This window comes from Clostridium sp. cel8 (genome assembly GCF_014050525.1).
In the GTDB taxonomy this organism is placed as follows: domain Bacteria; phylum Bacillota; class Clostridia; order Clostridiales; family Clostridiaceae; genus Clostridium_B.
In genome coordinates this window covers 109,888-128,994 of record NZ_JACGAG010000001.1, presented here as the reverse complement: position 1 = coordinate 128,994, position 19,107 = coordinate 109,888, and the positions used below count along the sequence as shown (strand labels likewise).

The 19,107-nt window shown below is 35.1% G+C and carries 19 protein-coding genes and 1 riboswitch; of the genes, 15 read left to right on the top strand and 4 right to left on the bottom strand.

The window, feature by feature from the left end; genetic code table 11:
* The first annotated feature begins 176 nt into the window (after positions 1-176).
* Positions 177-291: riboswitch (FMN riboswitch) on the top strand.
* A gap of 135 nt (positions 292-426) precedes the next feature.
* The 4 genes from ribD to ribE all read left to right on the top strand — a co-directional run bounded on the left by ribD (position 427) and on the right by ribE (position 4,023).
* A complete protein-coding gene (gene ribD / locus H2684_RS00655) occupies positions 427-1,548 on the top strand; it encodes a bifunctional diaminohydroxyphosphoribosylaminopyrimidine deaminase/5-amino-6-(5-phosphoribosylamino)uracil reductase RibD (protein ID WP_182087424.1) in 1,122 nt (373 codons plus the stop codon).
* A gap of 25 nt (positions 1,549-1,573) precedes the next feature.
* Complete coding sequence (locus H2684_RS00650; RefSeq protein ID WP_182087423.1) at positions 1,574-2,227, top strand: riboflavin synthase; 654 nt, start codon at positions 1,574-1,576, stop codon at positions 2,225-2,227.
* 61 nt (positions 2,228-2,288) lie between these two features.
* The gene (locus H2684_RS00645; protein ID WP_182087422.1) at positions 2,289-3,488 is read left to right on the top strand and encodes a bifunctional 3,4-dihydroxy-2-butanone-4-phosphate synthase/GTP cyclohydrolase II; all 1,200 of its coding nucleotides are present in this window, start codon (positions 2,289-2,291) and stop codon (positions 3,486-3,488) included.
* Between the two features lie 64 nt (positions 3,489-3,552).
* Positions 3,553-4,023, top strand: a complete 471-nt coding sequence (gene ribE, locus H2684_RS00640) for a 6,7-dimethyl-8-ribityllumazine synthase (RefSeq protein ID WP_182087421.1) — start codon at positions 3,553-3,555, stop codon at positions 4,021-4,023.
* Here ribE and H2684_RS00635 read toward each other — a convergent pair.
* A complete protein-coding gene (locus H2684_RS00635; RefSeq protein WP_182087420.1) occupies positions 3,997-5,859 on the bottom strand; it encodes an LTA synthase family protein in 1,863 nt (620 codons plus the stop codon). The two genes, ribE and H2684_RS00635, sit on opposite strands and share 27 nt — an antisense overlap.
* Positions 5,860-6,080: 221 nt before the next feature.
* Here H2684_RS00635 and H2684_RS00630 point away from each other — a divergent pair, with 221 nt between their 5' ends.
* From H2684_RS00630 to H2684_RS00615, 4 genes are all read left to right on the top strand, one after another.
* On the top strand, positions 6,081-6,659 hold the full coding sequence (locus H2684_RS00630; protein WP_182087419.1) for a hypothetical protein: 579 nt from the start codon (positions 6,081-6,083) through the stop codon (positions 6,657-6,659).
* Positions 6,660-6,694: 35 nt separating this feature from the next.
* Positions 6,695-8,056, top strand: coding sequence for a 23S rRNA (uracil(1939)-C(5))-methyltransferase RlmD (gene rlmD, locus H2684_RS00625; protein WP_182087418.1), 1,362 nt, complete (start codon positions 6,695-6,697; stop codon positions 8,054-8,056).
* Between the two features lie 314 nt (positions 8,057-8,370).
* Positions 8,371-9,387 carry a DNA cytosine methyltransferase gene (locus H2684_RS00620; RefSeq protein ID WP_154439160.1) on the top strand — a complete coding sequence of 339 codons (1,017 nt, stop codon included), beginning with the start codon at positions 8,371-8,373 and terminating at the stop codon, positions 9,385-9,387.
* Complete coding sequence (locus tag H2684_RS00615; protein WP_216585076.1) at positions 9,353-9,661, top strand: hypothetical protein; 309 nt, start codon at positions 9,353-9,355, stop codon at positions 9,659-9,661. Before H2684_RS00620 ends, H2684_RS00615 begins: the two co-directional genes overlap by 35 nt.
* Here H2684_RS00615 and H2684_RS00610 read toward each other — a convergent pair.
* Genes H2684_RS00610 through H2684_RS00600 form a run of 3 tightly spaced genes read right to left on the bottom strand, consistent with a single transcriptional unit; the run spans position 9,642 to position 11,661 of the window.
* Positions 9,642-10,436 (bottom strand): hypothetical protein, encoded by a 795-nt coding sequence (locus tag H2684_RS00610; protein WP_097033496.1) that lies wholly within the window; start codon positions 10,434-10,436, stop codon positions 9,642-9,644. The genes H2684_RS00615 and H2684_RS00610 overlap by 20 nt on opposite strands.
* Positions 10,436-11,416, bottom strand: coding sequence for a DNA (cytosine-5-)-methyltransferase (gene dcm / locus H2684_RS00605; RefSeq protein ID WP_154439159.1), 981 nt, complete (start codon positions 11,414-11,416; stop codon positions 10,436-10,438). The genes H2684_RS00610 and dcm overlap by 1 nt, the downstream gene beginning before the upstream one ends.
* A 41-nt stretch (positions 11,417-11,457) precedes the next feature.
* Positions 11,458-11,661 (bottom strand): helix-turn-helix transcriptional regulator, encoded by a 204-nt coding sequence (locus H2684_RS00600; RefSeq protein WP_058009470.1) that lies wholly within the window; start codon positions 11,659-11,661, stop codon positions 11,458-11,460.
* Between the two features lie 270 nt (positions 11,662-11,931).
* On the opposite strand from H2684_RS00600, the gene H2684_RS00595 reads away from it, so the two are divergent.
* The 7 genes from H2684_RS00595 (at position 11,932) to H2684_RS00565 (ending at position 19,062) form a co-directional block, all read left to right on the top strand.
* Complete coding sequence (locus H2684_RS00595; protein ID WP_182087417.1) at positions 11,932-13,800, top strand: helix-turn-helix transcriptional regulator; 1,869 nt, start codon at positions 11,932-11,934, stop codon at positions 13,798-13,800.
* Positions 13,801-14,271: 471 nt separating this feature from the next.
* Complete coding sequence (locus tag H2684_RS00590) at positions 14,272-14,805, top strand: ECF-type sigma factor (protein WP_243159236.1); 534 nt, start codon at positions 14,272-14,274, stop codon at positions 14,803-14,805.
* A 45-nt stretch (positions 14,806-14,850) separates the two neighbouring features.
* Positions 14,851-15,069, top strand: coding sequence for a hypothetical protein (locus H2684_RS00585; RefSeq protein ID WP_067424292.1), 219 nt, complete (start codon positions 14,851-14,853; stop codon positions 15,067-15,069).
* On the top strand, positions 15,044-15,367 hold the full coding sequence (locus tag H2684_RS00580; RefSeq protein ID WP_182087416.1) for an rRNA biogenesis protein rrp5: 324 nt from the start codon (positions 15,044-15,046) through the stop codon (positions 15,365-15,367). Before H2684_RS00585 ends, H2684_RS00580 begins: the two co-directional genes overlap by 26 nt.
* On the top strand, positions 15,360-16,508 hold the full coding sequence (locus tag H2684_RS00575) for a DUF2800 domain-containing protein (protein ID WP_092561590.1): 1,149 nt from the start codon (positions 15,360-15,362) through the stop codon (positions 16,506-16,508). Before H2684_RS00580 ends, H2684_RS00575 begins: the two co-directional genes overlap by 8 nt.
* On the top strand, positions 16,501-17,049 hold the full coding sequence (locus H2684_RS00570) for a DUF2815 family protein (protein WP_044036310.1): 549 nt from the start codon (positions 16,501-16,503) through the stop codon (positions 17,047-17,049). Before H2684_RS00575 ends, H2684_RS00570 begins: the two co-directional genes overlap by 8 nt.
* 78 nt (positions 17,050-17,127) lie before the next feature.
* Positions 17,128-19,062: a DNA polymerase gene (locus tag H2684_RS00565; RefSeq protein WP_182087415.1), complete on the top strand. Its 1,935-nt coding sequence runs from the start codon at positions 17,128-17,130 to the stop codon at positions 19,060-19,062.
* Positions 19,063-19,107: the final 45 nt, after the last annotated feature.

Below are 19,107 nucleotides of genomic sequence, written 5' to 3'. Positions count from 1 at the left end.
TAGAAGTGTAATTTTCGTTTATTTTCATTTATTTTTGTTTATTTACTATTTTTTTTATTTTAATCTATTAAATATAGTTTATAAACTAATAAGTAAAAATAAAAATAAATTTACTATATGTTGATAATATATTGACAATATAAAAAAATAGGTATATAGTATAATCAAAATTAAATAGTAACTTTCAGGGCAGGGTGAAATTCCCGATCGGCGGTATAGTCCGCAAGCCATTTAGGCAGAACTGGTTTAATTCCAGTACCGACAGTAAAGTCTGGATGAAAGAAAGTATAATCATTGCAATAAATTTCTATTATATAGTTATAGTGGCATATTAATTTATGCTTATTCATATTGTATATTATCCCCTGAAGGTTACTTCAGGGGATTTCTTATAAATTAAATTAATTAGAATATGGAAGTGAATTTATGAAAAATAGCCAGTTAGATATGCACTATATGAAAATGGCACTAGATCTTGCTAAAAAGGGAAGAGGATTTGTAAACCCAAATCCAATGGTTGGAGCAGTAATTGTTAAAGAGGGAAAAGTTTTAGGAAAAGGATATCATAAATTTTTCGGAGGGCCACATGCAGAAGTATATGCATTAAAAGAGGCAGGAGAAAATGCAAAAGATTCTTGTCTATATGTAACTTTAGAGCCCTGTTCACACTATGGAAAGACTCCTCCTTGTGCAAAAGCTATAATAAAATCTGGTATAAAGAGAGTTGTTATTGCAAGTGTTGATCCAAACCCACTTGTATCAGGAAATGGAATAAAGATGTTAAAAGCAGCAGGTATTGAAGTAGATACAGGAGTTATGGAAAGTAGTGCATTACAGTTAAATGAGGTATTTATGAAATATATCTCTAAAAGGCTTCCATTTGTTGTGATGAAATGTGCAGTTACATTAGATGGGAAAATAGCTACATGTACTGGAGAGTCAAAGTGGATAACAGGTAAGGCTTCAAGGAATAGAGTTCACAAAATGAGAAATAGTTTAACTGCAGTGATGGTAGGAGTAGGTACTATTTTAGATGATAATCCTCTTTTGACTACAAGGCTTGAGGGAAAATCAAGGAGTCCAAAAGCCATTATATTGGATTCAAAGTTGAAATCTCCTGTAAATTCTAGAGTGTTTGAAACTTTGAAGGAAAGGGAGGTTATAATTGCTTGTACTGAAAAATTTGATAATGAAAATTATGTGAAACTGAAAGATAAGGGAGTTAAAATAATAATTTGTCCTGAAGATTCAAATTCCATGGTTGACCTTAAATATCTAGTTAGAAAGCTTGGAAAATTAGGCATAGATAGCATACTTATTGAAGGTGGTGGAAGTGTAAATTTTTCTGCATTAAAGTCAGATATTGTAGATAAAGTAGTTTATTTTATGGCACCAAAGATATTTGGTGGAAAAGATGCAAAAACTTCAGTAGAGGGAAGTGGTATAGAAAGTATATCAGATGAAATAAAACTTGAAAATGTTTCAGTTAAAAGTATTGGAGAAGATATAATGATTGAGGCATATCTTCCTAAAAGGTTGATTTATTAGCAGTTTATAATGAGGAGATGATAGGTTGTTTACAGGACTTGTAGAGGAAGTTGGAGAAGTTTTACAAGTGTCAAAGGGTGAAAATTATTCAAAACTTTCTATAAGAGCAGAGAAAATTCTCCGTGGAATGAAAATTGGAGATAGTATTGCAGTAAATGGTACATGCTTAACTGTTACAGATTATGGAAAAGATTTTTTTAGTGTAGATATAATGGCAGAAACACTTAGAATGGTAAGTCTTAAAAGTTTAAAAATAAAGAGTAAAGTTAACCTTGAAAGAGCACTTAAATTAGGAGATAGATTTGGTGGTCACATAGTAAGTGGACATATAGATGGTACAGGAAAAATAGTAGATATACATGATGAAGGCATATCCACTTGGATTGATATAGAAGTTTCACAAGACATAATGAAATATATAGTTTTAAAAGGATCTGTAACTTTAGATGGAGCAAGTCTTACTGTGGCAAAGATAAGTAACAATTGTTTTAGTGTATCACTTATACCTCATACAAAGATGGAAACAGTATTAAACTATAGAAAAATTGGGGATAAGGTAAATATAGAATGTGACATAATAGGAAAGTATGTAGAGAAGATGTTTTTAAATCAAAGATCTATACAAAATAAAAAATCAGATATAAGTATGGACATGCTTAGTAAATATGGATTTGTATAGTTTTCAAAATAGATTAAATATACAAAAAATTAAAAATAATATTAAAAAGGAGATGCTTAATATGGAGCATAAATTTAACACTATCAAAGAAGCAATAGAAGATCTTAAACATGGAAAGATGATTATAATTGTAGATGATGAAGGTAGGGAAAATGAGGGGGATCTTGTAATACCTGCTGAAAAGGCAACAGGAGAAAATATTAACTTTATGATAAAAAATGCAAAAGGGCTTTTATGTGCACCTGTTGAAGAGAAAATAGCAGAAAAACTTAAATTAAATCCAATGGTTGAAAAAAATACAGACAATCACGAAACTGCATTTACAGTAACTGTAGATTATAAGGACACTACAACTGGAATATCTGCATTTGAAAGGGCTCACACTATAAACATGATTGCTACTTCAAACTCTTTTCAAGATTTTAGAAGACCTGGACATGTATTTCCTCTAATAGCAAGAAAAAATGGAGTCTTTGATAGAAAAGGACACACAGAAGCTTCAGTTGACCTTTCAAAGCTTGCAGGTTTTAAAGGTGCAGCTGCAATATGTGAAATAATAAAAGATGATGGAACTATGGCAAGAAGAGATGATCTTATGAAGTTTTCAAAAGAGCATGACATAAAAATTGTGACTATAGTTGACCTTATAGCTTATAGAAAGAAAAATGAGAAATTAGTAAAAAGAGTAGCAGAAGCTAAGCTTCCAACTGAATTTGGAGAATTTAGAGTTATGGTATATGAAAATACATTAAACGGAGATAAACATGTATGCCTTGTAAAAGGAGGAAATTTCAAAGATAAAAAAGTACTTGTTAGAGTTCACTCAGAGTGTCTTACAGGGGATGTATTCCATTCACTTAGATGTGACTGTGGAGAGCAGCTAAAATCATCTATGAGGCAGATAGAAAAAGAAGGTGAAGGAGTACTTTTATACATGAATCAAGAAGGAAGAGGAATTGGAATAGCAAACAAGATAAAAGCCTATAACCTGCAAGAGGAGGGAATGGACACTGTAGAGGCAAATTTGGCACTTGGATTTCCTGCTGATATGAGGGACTATACAATAGGAGCTAAAATACTCCAAGATATAGGGATTAAAAAAATTAGACTTTTGACAAATAATCCAAAGAAGATAGATGGACTTTCAAACTATGGATTGGAGATAGTTGAAAGAGTTCCTATAGAGGTAAAAATATCAAAGCAAAGCGAAAGATATATGAGAACTAAAAAGGAAAAAATGGGACATCTTTTAAAATTATAATTTTAAGAATATATTTAATATACAGAATAGAGTTAATAATATAAAAATGAAAGGTTGATTGAAAATGAATGTATATGAAGGAAATCTTATTGCAGATAGTTTAAAATTTGGCATAGTAATAGGAAGATTTAATGAATTTATAGGAAAGAAACTTTTAGAGGGATGTCTTGACGGATTAAAAAGACATGGCGCAAAAGAGGAGAATATAGATATATCCTGGGTTCCTGGAGCTTTTGAAATACCACTTGTTGCAAAGAAGATGGCATGCTCAAAAAAGTACAATGCTGTTATATGTCTTGGAACAGTAATAAGAGGAAACACACCTCACTTTGACTATGTATCAAATGAAGTTTCAAAGGGGATAGCAAATGTATCCCTTAAAACAGATATTCCAATTATATTTAGTGTACTTACTACAGACAATATACAGCAAGCTATAGAAAGGGCTGGAACGAAATCAGGCAACAAAGGCTACGATGGTGCTGTATCTGCAATAGAGATGGCAAATCTACTGCTTAATCCAATTTTTAAGTAAATTGTGTTTTAATATATCATCAGAATACTGGAGCTGTTTTAAATACATTTGTTTTTTCTTTTTAAGCTCCGTATTCTCCTTTATTTTAGCTCCTGTAGTCATATTGTAATAGGAGTTGTTTTCAGACATATAGTAATAATCGCCATCTATAAAAGAGCCATCTCTATATATAACTTTTGGATTCTTTTCATTGAAAAGGTCATTTCCCATAGTATAGTCGCTTCTAATGCCAAATAGGTTGCTTATTGTAGGATAGATATCCATTTCACCTGAATTTATGTGGCTTGTACCTTTTATACTGTCATTTGGAAAGTGTATTATAAGAGGTACTTTCTGTAATTTTATCCAATCAACTTCAGATAGTGATTTTTTATTGTAAAACTTTAAAAATTCATCTTTCTTATTCTTTGGAATTGCATAATGATCTCCATATATAACTACTACGGAATTTTCTAGAGTTCCATTTTTGTCTAACTTATCTAAAAACATGCCAAGCTGTGCATCTGTGTAGTGAATTGATTTTATATAGTTTCCAATTAAACTACCTTCTAAGTTTCCCACATTGAAATTACCATAATTTTTTGTATCATTATATGGATAGTGACTTGTTAATGTAATTAAAAAGGCATAGTATGGAGTTTTTAGTTTTTTTAATTTTTCAATAGATTGATTTAAGAATGACTTGTCACTTAGGCCAAGACCTATTTTTTCATCATTTTTAAAACTTTTTTTTGAATAAAATTTATCAAATTTAAAATTTTTATACATTACATTTCTGTTCCAGAAACTTTCTCTAAATCCATGGAAGGCAGCTGTTTCATAGCCTTTTTCTTTAAAGCTTTCAGGCATTGATTGAAATGTGTTTCCTGAATAAAGAAAATATGCTGCACCAGATTGAGCAGGATACAGGGAGTTATTTGCCATAAACTCTGCATCTGAAGTACCTCCAGATGCAACTTGATAGTGAAAGTTATCGAAGTAATGGGATCTTTTTATCCACCTATTTAAGTTTGGAGTTATTTCATTTCCGTTTATAGAACTATTTATTACAAATTCTTGAAGAGCTTCTACTTGTATTACAATTAGATTCTTTCCACTGTAGGCACCATGAAGATTTTTACCTGAGGATTTATTTAGATTCATAAAATTTCTAATCTCTGTTAATTCACTTTTAGATATTGGTGTCATTCTATCGATTTTATTTCGGAAGGTGTTATAAATATCTATATAGTGGTAGTTTAGGGTGCCAAGCTTTTTTGTTATATATACTTTGTTGTACATTGTAGTTAAAAGTCTTGGTTGCTGCTTTGATAGCTTGTAAAAGCATTTGTAATTAATTGAAACTCCAAGGGCGAGAAAACACAAACATAATATAAGCTTTGTTTTTATTTTAGGATTGAAATAATAGGATTGATATTTTCTCTTTATATATCTATTTGCAAATGGAATTATAAATAGATCTACTGTATATAAAAAGTCTAAAGGCCGTGCAAGACTTTCTACACTTGATTCAACTGCACCAAGTTGAAGAGCATTTATAATTACAGGAATTGATATAACATCTTTAAAATATCTGAAATAATTTAGATCACATATGATAACAATACTTATTATAAGGTTACATATATATAAAAACTTAAATCTCGTATTTCTATTTAAAATACATGCTATTGAAACTAAAATACATAATGATGCAAAACTTGGGACTAAAAGAGAAAATTCAGGGAAGCTTGATGGGTTTATCTGCCTTCCATAAATTAAAGTCTTATATGAAACTAAAACCATAAATATTAGTATATCTATGAAACTTATTAAAGTAGAAATAAAAGCCTTCATAAAATTCCTCCTAAAGTTATATGATAGTAAAATTATAAGATTTATATATAGGATTGTAAAATGAAATGTTAACAAAGTGAAAGTATTTATCCATAGATATTTACATAAACCTTTTAGTGTAGCATAATATATTTATTGTACAATTGCACAAAATGAAAATCTCACTTATTGGTGTAGTATATAAAGAATTGTTAAGAATAATATAGTAGGAGGTTTTATAAATGGAAGGAAATGAGGGTAGTGAAAACAATATAAATAAAGAAGAAGCCAAAAAACAATTCCTTGAAGAGTTGAAAAGCAAGAATCTTGAGGAAAAGAGAAAGCTTGAGGAAATTAAAAAAAGAGAAGAAGAAATGAAGAAAAAACAGGCTGAAGAGAAGAAAAAGAAAGAGGAAGAATTAAAGAAACAAGAAGAGCTTAAAAAGAAGCAATCTGAAGAGGAAAAAAGTAAAAAAGAAGAAAGTACTGAAAATGATATAGTAGTTAAAGATGAAGAAAAAAAATTAGTTAAAAAAGATGACTTTTCCATTACTAAAAAGACAAAAAGGTTTAAAATACCTCATGTCAATGGAAAATTGAAAAGTTCAATAATAGATACTGCATTTACTGGAGTTGTATCTGTTATAGTAGAGTATCTTATGGATATAATTTTAAGACTTATTTTTGGGTATTATATTGTAGATAAAAAGGGAATGTTTATAATAATATTCTTTATAATTTTGATATTGTATCCATTTTTAATGAGTAAGACAAAGTATAAAACAACTTTAGGTGAGAAGTTTTCTGGACCAGCAAAATAATGCTGAGCTATTTAAATGAGAGGAGGCGCAATAAATTGAAAATAGGAAATATATATGAATTTTATATAGAAAAAACTTCCTTCCCATCAATAGGTATAGCAGATTTGGAAGGACATGATGTGTTTATCAAAAATACTTTTCCAGGTCAGACTGTAATGGCTAGACTTACAAAAAAGAAAAGAGATCACTTGGAGGCAAAACTTATAGAGGTTAAAGAGAATATAAAGGATGCTATTGAAGCACCATGCCCTCACTTTAATGTATGTGGAGGTTGTAATTCTCAATTTATACCGTCCCATCTTCAACTGGAATTGAAAAAACAGCAGGTTTTAGACCTATTTAACAGAGCAGGAATAGAAGGATATGAATTTCTAGGTATAGAGAAAAATCCCGAGGAATTTGAATATAGAAATAAAATGGAGTTTACATTTGGAAATGCTGAAAAAGGCGGAAAACTAAATCTTGGAATGCATATGAAAGGTAAAAACTTCGGAATATTAAATGTAGACCAGTGCAAAATTGTAGATGGTGACTTCAGAATGATACTTAGTGAAGTTGTAAACTATTTTAGAGGAAAAGATATTCCTTATTATAGAGTAAAGACAAGGAGAGGGTATCTTAGAAATCTAGTTATAAGAAAGGGAAAGAACACAGGAGATATACTTGTAAATATAGTTACAACGTCACAGATAGATTTTAACTTTGATGAAATGGTTCAAATGCTTTTAAGCTTGAATTTAAGCGGCAATATAAAGGGAATACTGCACAGCATAAATGATAGTTTTTCAGATGTGGTAAAAATAGAAAAGCTAAACTTGCTTTATGGAAATGATTACATAATGGAAACAATCTCCGGATTAAAGTTTAAAATATTTCCCGGGGCATTTTTTCAGACAAATTCAAAGGGAGCGGAAAAGCTCTATAATATAGTGAAGGACTTTATGGGAGATGCCTCTTCAAAGACTGTATTTGACCTTTACTGTGGAACAGGAACAATAGGGCAGATAGTTGCGTCAAATGCAAAGGAAGTTATAGGTGTTGAACTTGTAGAGGATGCAGTTAAGTCTGCTAACGAGAATGTAAAATTGAATGGAATTGATAATTGCAAGTTTATTGCAGATGATGTTGCAAAGATTGTAGGAGATCTTGATTATAAGCCAGATGTAATAATTATTGATCCTCCAAGGCCAGGAGTTCATCCAAAGGCACTTAAGGAGATTGTAAAGTTTGGTGCAGATGTTATAATATATGTTTCCTGTAATCCAAAAACTTTAGTTGAAGACTTGAAGTCATTTATTTACGGAGGGTACAGCGTGGATAAGGTTAAGCTTATGGATATGTTTCCTCATACAGGACATGTGGAGAGTGTAGTATTGATGTCAAGGGTTGAGAAGTAGGGGTATTCAAAACACTGATAAATAAAGGGTTTTCAAGGTTGTAAGATTTTCTGTCTGATGTCTGGCAGTCCTCTTAACCTTGGAAATCCTTATTTTTATTTATTGAGGAAACAGGTCGACTGTAAAAAAGTGTGTAGGGTTGAGTTGACAGATTAGATAAAATCGTAGGGTCGAGGAGATAGGATAGATATACATGGGGTTAAACAGATAATTGATTGAGAAAACACTTAGTAATTTAGGACTAAAGAACTTGAAATTATAGCGCAATGCGCTATAATGATAGTAGAAATTAAAACTTAAAGAGGAGATTCACTATGATTAATATAAAGAAAAAGTCGCTTTCTGGTTTTACTTTTATCGATTTATTTGCAGGATTAGGTGGTTTTCGAATTGCATTAGAATCGCTGGGTGCAAAATGTGTTTATTCAAGTGAATGGGATGAACCTGTAAGAGAAGTTTATGCAGAGAATTTTGGAGATATCCCTGATGGAGACATTACTCAAGTAGATGAAAACTCTATTCCTGATCATGATATTCTATGTGCTGGATTTCCATGTCAGGCTTTCTCAATAAGTGGGAAACAGCGTGGATTTGAAGATAGTAGAGGTACATTATTTTTTGATGTCGCAAGAATTGTGAAAGCTAAGAAGCCAAAGGTAGTTTTTATGGAAAATGTTAAGAATTTTGCTTCTCATGATAATGGTAATACTTTGTCCGTGGTAAAAACCATTATGGAGGAGTTGGGGTATACATTCCATCAGAGAGTTTTAAACGCTGCTGATTATGGAATTCCTCAAAAGAGAGAGCGTATTTACATGGTTTGCTTTAGAAATGATTTAGACATTGGAGAGTTTAATTTTCCAAAGCCTTTCCCATTGAAAAAACATGTTGAAGACTTTTTATTAGAAGATGAAAGCCAGGTAGAACATCTATACATACAGAGGCCAGATACTTATTTCAATGGGGTGGAAGATAACAAGTACAGTAACAAACCAATTAGATTAGGAATAGTAAATAAAGGCGGTCAAGGTGAAAGAATATATAGTGTAAAAGGGATAGCGATTACGCTATCGGCTAACGGTGGAGGAATATTTGCCAAAACGGGAGGATACTTAATTAATGGAAAAACCAGAAAATTGCATCCTAGAGAATGTGCTAGACTAATGGGGTTTCCAGATAGTTACAAAATTTGCAAGAGTGATAATCAAGCCTATAAGCAATTTGGTAATTCTGTAGTTATTGATGTTTTGCAACTGATTGGTCAAGAGATAGGAAGTGCCATGGAGGGAGCAAAGAATGAGGGAAATAGAATTCAGACAATGGCTATCTAAAAATAATATATCCAAAAAGATGCAAAGTGATCTTGTGTCGAGATTGAAACGTTTTGAAAAGGCGATAGAAAACTGCGATATTGATGAGCAATATCGCAGTGATAAGTTTTATTACCTATTCTCCCTTTTTCAAAACAAAGGTTTAAATGACAATATGAATAAGTTTAAAAATGTAGATTTGCCAATTGGTAAATACCAGCTTAGTATATTTAAGTATGCACTAAATAAGTATAAGCAATTCATTGAGGACGAGATTACCTCAAAGCCTGAATGAACTCATCTGGTCCAATACCGCTTTTATTTGACTTTAAGTCAATTGAAAAAATGACGTTTGCATTAAATGTATTAGAAAGCTTTCTGATTTCGTATTCAGAGTCTCGTAGAGAGAACATATATTCATAACCGTGTAATAGGAAACGTTGGTTGTGTAAGGATTCCGCTGAAACGACAAAAAGCTTGCCAGCATCTGTTCTTGAGCTTTCAATATTATAGCCATTGGATTTAATATAGTTTAGAACATTGGATATATTACTCTTTCCAACATGACTTGACCCACTGCGTTTAACTCTGTATTTAGCACTAACATTAAAATATTCACTAAATCTTTCAACAGGTAAAATAGTATAGTTATTTGTTATAAAATAGCGAGCACCCTTATTTCTGTAGCTGTCGATAATCCAATTTGAAAAGATTTCAGAACCATTATTCATTACTATATCTTTTCCTGCTGTTCCAGCCTCCTTAAACTCGTCAAATTGGGCATTCATATGTTCAATGATTTGTTTTGCGTATGTATTAATTGGAGTGGTATTTAGACGGCTATAAATAAATGTACTTGATGCAATATCTGGTAGCAAAACAAATTGACCACATTGTGCTGGAGAGTGCTTTGCATCAATGTAAAAAATATTGCCAGACTTAGTTGTAACTTTAATGTCTGGTATAGTGGAGTCAGATCCCCCCTCATGTTTAAAGCTTGCATAATCACCGAATTTTCTATTTAAATATTCGGTACAGTCAATTTCAAAATCTTCCCATATTGATGACATTATATTACCTCCTCTTTTTTAAGATGTTTAATGATACAATCACCTAACTTTTTAATGACATTAACTGTCATTGCATTTCCAGCCTGCATAAGTAAGTGTCTATTTGTAACACTGTCTTTTACTTTTTCTGCATATTGTACAGGAAAACCTTGTAAAAGTAGTGCTTCAAAACCTGTTAGTTCTTTAATGGCATGATTTTTTATGTAAAAGATCCCGTCTCTTTGAGAGCGTAAAGTTGGCACCTTTCCACGGTATAACCTTAAATCTGACATTCTTGTATCGATTATAAGTAATTCTTCATCCAAGAAATCTGTTGGTACATACTTTCCCTGATTTGTTGGGTTTTTTAGGTAATATGTGAATTTTTCAAGATTAATCTCTGATATATCGTTGTTTGAATCAATTAAATAATTTTCTAAACCAGGTACGGGCTCTACTGTTGGCCATTCGAAGCCATCGGCAGAAAGATTCGATTTTTTATCAAATCCAATGAAATATACTCGTTGCCGCATTTGAGGAACGCCGTAATCAAGGCTGTTTAAAACCTTATAAACAACTGAGTATCCAATATCATCAAATTCAGTCATAATCTTTTTAATTGTTGCACCTTTGTCATGGCTCACAAGTCCACGTACATTTTCTAATATGAAACATTTCGGGCGAGTCTCGTTAAGGATTCTTATAAGGTGAAAAATGATCTGCCCTCTATCATCATTAAATCCTGCTTTTCTACCTATGACAGAGAATGTCTGACAAGGGAATCCTGCAATTAGAAGATCAAATGATGGTAGAGTTTCACTTTTAATTTTTTTTAAGTTTCCATAATTCTTTTCATTTTCAGTATCAAACATCTGTTTATATGTTGCTACCGATAGTCTACTTGTATCTGAATAACCGACACATCTTAATCCACTTTGCTCTAAACCGAGCCTTCCGGCTCCGATTCCCGAACAAAAGTCGAAAAATGTATTTATTTTCATAATGACCTCCGTATATTTGCTTAGACTTCTGCTTAATAAGGCTAGTCTTTTATTATTTCAACGATATCGGAAATATCGCAGTCAAGTGCTTTACAAACTTTAGTTAAAGTTTCTGTACTTACATTTTCATTCTTCGCCATTTTAGTAATGGAAGATGAGCTTATTCCTGCAGCTATCTGTAAATCTTTCTTTTTCATATCTTTGTCGATAAGTAATTTCCATAATTTTTTATAACTTATGGACATCAATTTCCACCTCTCAACTTCTACATTAAAAGAAGTAAAGTGGCTTAATAATAGGCCACTTTATAAGTCCTTTTTCAAGTATATCACCTCAAAATGTAAAAAACAATGCTTAAAGCATGAATAATCATGCGATAGCAAGATTTTCATGCAGAATCGATTGAAAGCTCTTTATTGCGATGTTACAATATTATCCAAGGGATTAATAAAAAGAGAGATATTTTAGAAGCAGAATAAATCTTTTTAACATTGATTGGAGAGGGGGATAATATAGTGGCGGGTAATCGTTCTTTTAAAGACTATGTGGCAGATAGGTTCTATAATGAAATATTTGCTGCTATACAAAGTTACACCACGGATAACTACGATGATTTAGACTTAAGGCTATACAGGGTTCGAAATATTGGTGGCATAGAATTATCAGATATAGAAGTAAAGTTTGTATCTGTTAATGACTTACCAGGTATGAAAATAGAATTTGATGTTGTTGTGGAAGCCGAATTAGAAGTCCGTGAGTCAGACTATCATTATGATGAATCGGAAAATTGTAGGCAGTGGTTTATGCTGACATGTTCAGGAGATTTGGCTTGCAATTTAGATGACTTTACAATCTCTAGTGTAACTGAGTATACCAGTAAAAATAAGCAGCCCAAACCTATGTCGGACTCTCTTGTCCCTATCATTCATAAGGAGCAACTTGAATCTGTCGCTACAGACTTTCTTCGCAGACATTACCCAGAAGCACTAAAAACCCCAATGGCAATTGAACCACAAGTACTAGCAGAAAAAATGGGTCTTACAGTGGAAATGAGAGAAATTACAAAGGATTTCTCTGTTTTTGGACAGCTATACTTTCATGATTGTGATGCAGTATTCTATGATGAGGACAGTGATGAAATGGTACAGACCCATGTAGATGCCAGAACTATCATAGTTGATCCAAAAGCGTTCTTCCTACGTAATCTAGGATCGGTAAACAATACCATTGTCCATGAGTGTGTTCATTGGGATCAGCATAGAAAAGCATTTGAATTGGAGCGGCTCTATAACAACAGTCTAACACGAATCAAGTGTCAGGTTGTTGGTGGCATAAAAGACAATAGCAGAGATGCAACTGATTGGATGGAATGGCAGGCAAATGCTCTCACTCCAAAGATACAAATGCCACTTGCAATGTTTAAAACCCAAGCGTTTAAGTATATTAAGCAATTTCGTACGGAATTAGGAACGTCTGAACTTATAGATGTAATGGAACCAGTTATTGACGCTTTGGCTACGTTTTTCTGTGTTTCTCGAACCGCAGCAAAAATCCGAATGATTGATGCTGGGTATGAGGAAGCAATTGGAACTTTTACTTACATAGATGGTCGTTACGTCAAACCTCATAGGTTTAAGAAAGGTGCACTTGAAAGAAATCAAACGTTCTCTATAAGTGCGGAGGATGCTGCCATCCAAAGCATAACTAATCCTGAAATGGCAGCTTTAGTTGGAGATGGAAGTTATGTTTATGTAGATTCTCACTTTGTTTTAAATCATCCCAAATATTTAACACAGGATATATTTGGACAGACTGTACTTACTGATTATGCACGAACCCATATGGAAGAATGCTGTTTGGTTTTTAACTTATCAGTCAAGTCTGGATGTAAGGAAAGATATTATACTGAATGTTTTCTCAACCGAGATAAGACATCAAATATTGATTTCGACATAAAATACTGTAACGGTTTTGAACACGCGACTCCAGAGAAGAAAGCAAAGATACTAGCTGATACACTGGCTGAAGAAACGCGGATCTATAATGAACTGCCAAATAGTTATACAAGCTCTCTTAAAATAGTGCGTGAATGGAAAAATGTAACTTATAAAGAATTAGCTGAACGAATACTGATTAATGAACGTACTATAATACGAATCGTTAATGGTGAGGAACCGGGATCTATCAATTCCATAATCTTAATTTGCCTTGGACTTCATCTACCACCTAATATTAGTAGTCATATAATTCGCAATTCTCCCTTTTCGTTAAACTTCAATAACGATAGTCATATTTGGTATAATTTTGCCCTGACTCACCTATATCCAAAATCGATGGATGAGATTAGGGCGTTTTTACAAGAACACGGTGCAGATCCATTATAAAATTTCAAAATATTTTTGAAAAAGCGGACACGGGATGTCCGTTTTTTTTAGCTGTTAGGCACATGAGCCATACATGAATCCTTTTAAGGGTTTGTGTATGGCTTTTTTTATTGCTGTTTTTAGGTATTTATGTGGAGAAAAGCATCATTTTAAGCCTGAAGTTACCGGGCATGAGGTGTCCGCCAAGGCTGTCCATTTCTACCTTACAATAATATTAGACGAAGGAAAGGTCCTTCGTAAGTAGCTAGATTAAGACCGTTCCTCGTCTACAAAAAAATATCGAATGCCTGATTTGCAATAAGGGCAGAGGATACATATTGTTTCGCTCCAATCCGTAAGGATTGTTGCGGTGCAATAGAAGTACCTTACCTTATTGCGCTCATTTTCAGGATAAAAAGGTCTGTGTACTTCTGGTACAGGCCTATTTTTGTATCCTTTGCCGCCAATGCAATCCGGCGGAAAGGATGCAAAATGAAAATTAGAATTCAGCACGAAAACAAATCAATCTATCTGGAGGTACCAGACGAGGACTTTACCTTAATGATTGAGACGGATTATGAGGACAGGCTATCTTCTGCAGAGGACAAAGAAACTGTGACCCGGCGCTCTCCACAGGAGATAATGGACGAACGTTTCAACAAGCCGGAGTACAATAACTGGCATAAATTTGACAGACACAGAGGTATGCCAAAGAAACCATTTCGCAAGGATGACCAAGAGGTTGATGAAACAGACCATATGGACTACTTCCCTGACTACTCAGATGAAATGGCTAGAGAGAAAAAAGAAGAGTATGAGCATATCTGTGAAATTATCCGCAAGACACTCAAGGAAAAACAAGCAGAGTTACTGATTGCTATATTCCTAGATGGTGTTTCTGTAACAGAGTATGCAGAACGTGAGGGAGTAAGTGTAAGTGCCATTTCCCACCGTTTAGATACAGCTAAAAAGAATTTCAAAAAAATCTATCCCAAATCCTCAACTTTCCCCTCTTGCCACGGCTAATAGTTAGAGGGCAATACATAAACGCTCTCGGAAAGAGGTGAATACATGAAGCACAACTTGAAAATCAGTGTTTCAAAAAAACCACAGTCTGGCGGGATTGTTTCCTGTCGAAACGTCACCATTAGGGAGCGTTTCCTTCGCTTTTTACTTGGTGATAAGCAGAAACTGACCATCCTTGTTCCGGGTGACACCGTACAGGAACTCGCCATCAGTGAGATTAAGGAAGGAGGAATAAGCCATGAGCAAGATCAAGCTACTCCTTGATGTGGTTTCCGATATGCGCTCTTTGGCAGACAGCATACAAGCGGTTGCTGATGTAATGGCGGACAATGAACCTGTCGAAACAAAAGAACCGACTACAACTGTAAAAGAGCCTGAACCAAATAAAAAGGAAATCACTCTGGAGGAAGTCAGAGCAAAACTCGCTGAAAAGAGTCAAGCCGGTCTTACTGCTCAAGTAAGAGAAATAATCCAAAAATACGGTGGCTCTAAATTAAGCGAAGTGGACCCAAAACATTATGCAGATATGTTAAAAGATGCGGAGGTACTTGGGAATGAGTGATCATGCAGTTCTTTCCGCATCAGGCGCCCATAGGTGGCTGAATTGCCTTCCGTCTGCACGATTGGAACTGGAGTTTGTAAATAACGAATCCAGTGCAGCCGCTGAAGGCACCGCCGCCCATGCTCTCTGCGAACATAAACTCAAAAAAGCACTTCACATGAGAAGTAAGCGTCCTGTCTCAGTTTATAACTCCGATGCGATGGAAGAACACAGTGATGCCTATGTGGAATTTGTAATGGAACAGCTTGAGCTGGCAAAGCAGAGCTGCACAGACCCTTTAATACTAATCGAACAGCGTCTTGATTTTTCCTGCTATGTTCCACAGGGATTTGGAACCGGTGACTGCATCATTATTGCAGATAAGAAACTTCACATTATCGATTTCAAGTATGGCATGGGAGTATTGGTGGATGCGGTGGACAATCCACAGATGAAACTGTATGCACTGGGTGCTTTAGAAATTTACGATAGTTTGTACGACATCGAGGAAGTGTCCATGACCATTTTCCAGCCACGCAGAGAGAATGTCAGCACATGGACAATACGGGTAGAGGATTTAAAAGCTTGGGCAGAAAAAGAACTAAAACCAAAGGCAAAAAAAGCTTATGACGGTGAAGGTGAATATCTTCCGGGTGAGTGGTGTACTTTCTGCCGAGCGGCAGTTAAATGCCGTGCTAGGGCTGAGGAAAAACTGAAATTGGCACAATCGGAGTTTAAACTACCTCCACTACTTACGGACTCTGAAATCGAGGAAGTTCTATCTAAACTGTCCGACCTTACGAAATGGGCAAATGAAATCATTGCATATGCCACCGATGCAGCTGTTAATCATGGGAAAGAGTGGCATGGTTTTAAGGTTGTTGAGGGCAGATCTGTCCGCAAATACAAGGATGAAGATGCTGTGGCTGAAGTAGCCAAAGCAAACGGTTATAAAGATATCTTTCGTCAGAGTCTCATCACTCTTACGGAAATGGAAAGGCTGATGGGCAAATCAAAATTTGAGAAGATACTAGGTGATCTTATATACAAGCCACCGGGAAAGCCGACTCTGGTCCCGCTATCGGATAAGCGTCCGGCTATGAACGTATCAAACGCAAAAAACGAATTTAACGAAATAACGGAGGAATGTGAATATGAATAATAAAAACAGAACGAAGGTTATTACTGGTGTAAACACACGTCTCAGCTACTTTCATGGCTGGGAACCGGTATCCATCAATGGTGGGGCAGAAAAGTATAGTGTATCGGTATTGATTCCTAAATCGGATAAGGAAACCATTAATGCCATCAATGCAGCAGTTGATGCAGCTATTGAAGAGGGCATTGCAAAGTTTGGCGGTAAAAAACCAAATAAGGCTGCTATCAAGCTGCCGCTTCGAGATGGTGATGTAGAACGAGATGATGAGGCTTATAAAGGACATTATTTCGTAAATGCCAACAGTACTACTCCGCCTCAGATTGTAGATAAAGCAGTCAAGCCCATTCTGGATCGCAACGAAGTATACAGCGGTTGCTATGCAAGAGTGTCACTTAATTTCTATGCTTTCAATTCTAATGGGAACAAGGGTGTGGCCTGCGGACTTGGTAACATCCAGAAGATTAGAGACGGAGAGCCTTTAGGCAGCAGAACCACAGCGGCTGATGATTTCACCACAATTGAAGATGATGATTTCCTAGCATAACAGCTAAAGTATGAATACAAACGGGGTGGTGGAAGTTGTTCTTCTGTCACCTCGTTTGCATTGGAAAGGGTGTAATACATGAATTCTATATCTATTGATATTGAGACATTTAGTAGTGCCAATCTTCAAAAATGTGGAGTCTACCGTTATGCCGAGAGTGATGATTTTGAAATTCTATTGTTTGGTTATTCGGTTGATGGCGGTGCAGTTCAGGTGGTTGATCTTGCCTGCGGAGAGAAAATCCCAAAAGAAATAATCAATGCTCTTATGGATAATTCCGTTACCAAATGGGCCTTTAATGCTATGTTTGAGCGTGTTTGCCTATCAAAATGGCTTAACCTTACTGATTATCTTGACCCTACATCATGGAAATGTTCAATGGTATGGTCGGCTTATATGGGACTTCCGCTTTCTCTTGAAGGTGTCGGTGCAGTCTTAGGATTGGAAAAACAAAAATTAACGGAAGGCAAAGACCTTATTAAATATTTCTGTACACCATGTTCCCCTACTAAATCAAACGGAGGACGAGTTCGTAATCTGCCAAAACACGATATGGATAAATGGGAGCGGTTTAAAGCATATAACCTCCGTGATGTGGAAGCCGAGATGTCAATACAGCAGAGACTATCTAAATTCCCGATTCCAGAGAATATATGGTCAGAATATCATCTTGACCAGAAAATAAATGACCGTGGTATCTCTATTGACATGGCTTTTGTAAAACAAGCCGTCAAGATGGATGAACAGTCGCGGGAAAAGCTAATGGCTTTAATGCAGGATATAACTAATTTGGAGAATCCAAACTCTGTACAACAAATGAAAGAATGGCTTGCTGATAACGGATTGGAAACAGATAGTCTTGGTAAAAAAGCAGTTGTTGAGATGTTAAAGACAGCACCTGAACCACTAGGCACCGTTTTGGAACTTCGTCAGCAGCTTGCGAAATCGTCAGTAAAAAAATATACGGCAATGGAGAATGCGGTATGCAAAGATGGTCGTGCAAGAGGAATGTTTCAGTTTTATGGAGCCAACAGAACAGGCAGATTTTCGGGTAGGCTTATTCAACTGCAAAATCTCCCTCAAAACCATATGCCCGATTTGGAACAGGCTCGTGCTTTAGTTCGTAGCGGAAACTTTGATGCTCTTACCTTACTTTATGATTCTATCCCGGAGGTACTGTCGGAACTTATCCGAACTGCTTTTATACCACAGGAAGGCATGAAGTTTATAGTTGCAGATTTTTCAGCGATTGAAGCTCGCGTTATCGCCTGGCTTGCGGGAGAAAAATGGAGAATAGATGTATTCCAAAATGGCGGTGATATTTACTGTGCAAGTGCATCTCAGATGTTTAATGTACCTGTGGAGAAAAACGGTGTTAATGGACATCTTCGTCAGAAGGGAAAAATTGCCGAATTAGCCCTAGGTTACGGTGGATCTGTTGGAGCACTGAAATCAATGGGTGCCTTGGAGATGGGAATTGAAGAAGAGGAACTTCAACCTCTTGTAACGGCTTGGAGACAATCCAATCCCAATATTACAAAACTATGGTGGGATGTTGACCGTGCTGTAAAAACCTGCGTTAAGCAAAAAAATCCTACAGAAACACACGGTATTAAATTTATATATCAAAGTGGGATGCTCTTTATTGTCCTTCCTTCCGGCAGGCGGCTTTCCTATGTAAAACCTCGTATGGGAGAGAATGTATTTGGTGGTGAGTCAGTTACTTATGAAGGGGTTGGTGGGACAAAGAAATGGGAAAGAATCGAAAGCTATGGACCAAAATTTGTAGAGAATATTGTCCAGGCAATCAGCCGTGACATTTTGTGCCATGCCATGCAGACGTTAAAGAATTGTTCCATTGTGGCTCATGTACACGATGAAATTATAATCGAAGCGGATATGAGGATGTCACTTACTACTATTTGTGAACAAATGGCTAGGACACCAACATGGGCAAATGGCCTGTTACTTAGTGCTGATGGCTATGAGTGTCAGTTCTATCAAAAAGATTAAATATATTTTTTCAAAATCCTCAACATTCATTACCTCCTGTGGCTA